The sequence below is a fragment of the Stenotrophomonas sp. SrG genome, from assembly GCF_050031795.1.
In the GTDB taxonomy this organism is placed as follows: domain Bacteria; phylum Pseudomonadota; class Gammaproteobacteria; order Xanthomonadales; family Xanthomonadaceae; genus Stenotrophomonas; species Stenotrophomonas rhizophila_A.
This window is the reverse complement of the sequence record NZ_JBNBBE010000918.1, coordinates 1-243: the sequence shown is the minus strand read 5'-3', so window position 1 is coordinate 243 and position 243 is coordinate 1. Positions and strand designations below refer to the sequence as shown.

The following is a 243-nucleotide window of genomic DNA, read 5'->3' as shown; positions in this document are numbered from 1 at the left end:
GATGTTGCCCTGCATGTCCCACAGCAACGCGGTCCCCGCCCTGGCCCGCCAGCCCGGGGTCTCGGGCACCGCGCGCTTTGCCGGGGCCATCACCCCCATCCCCACGCTCACCGTCGGGGCGGTGCTCGCGGTGACGCTGTCGGGCCTCATCGGGGTGGACCCGGTGGGGCGCGCATCGCGCCCCCACGCCGGCGGGGTGGTGTGGAGCGCGCTGCTGTTCGCGGGGTGCGCGTGCGCGTGGCG

At 77.0% G+C, this 243-nt stretch carries 1 pseudogene; it reads left to right on the top strand.

Annotated elements, in window-relative coordinates:
* Nucleotides 1–13: 13 nt before the first annotated feature.
* A pseudogene (locus ACQG3P_RS22165) lies at nt 14–243 on the top strand (threonine/serine ThrE exporter family protein); the annotation flags it as partial.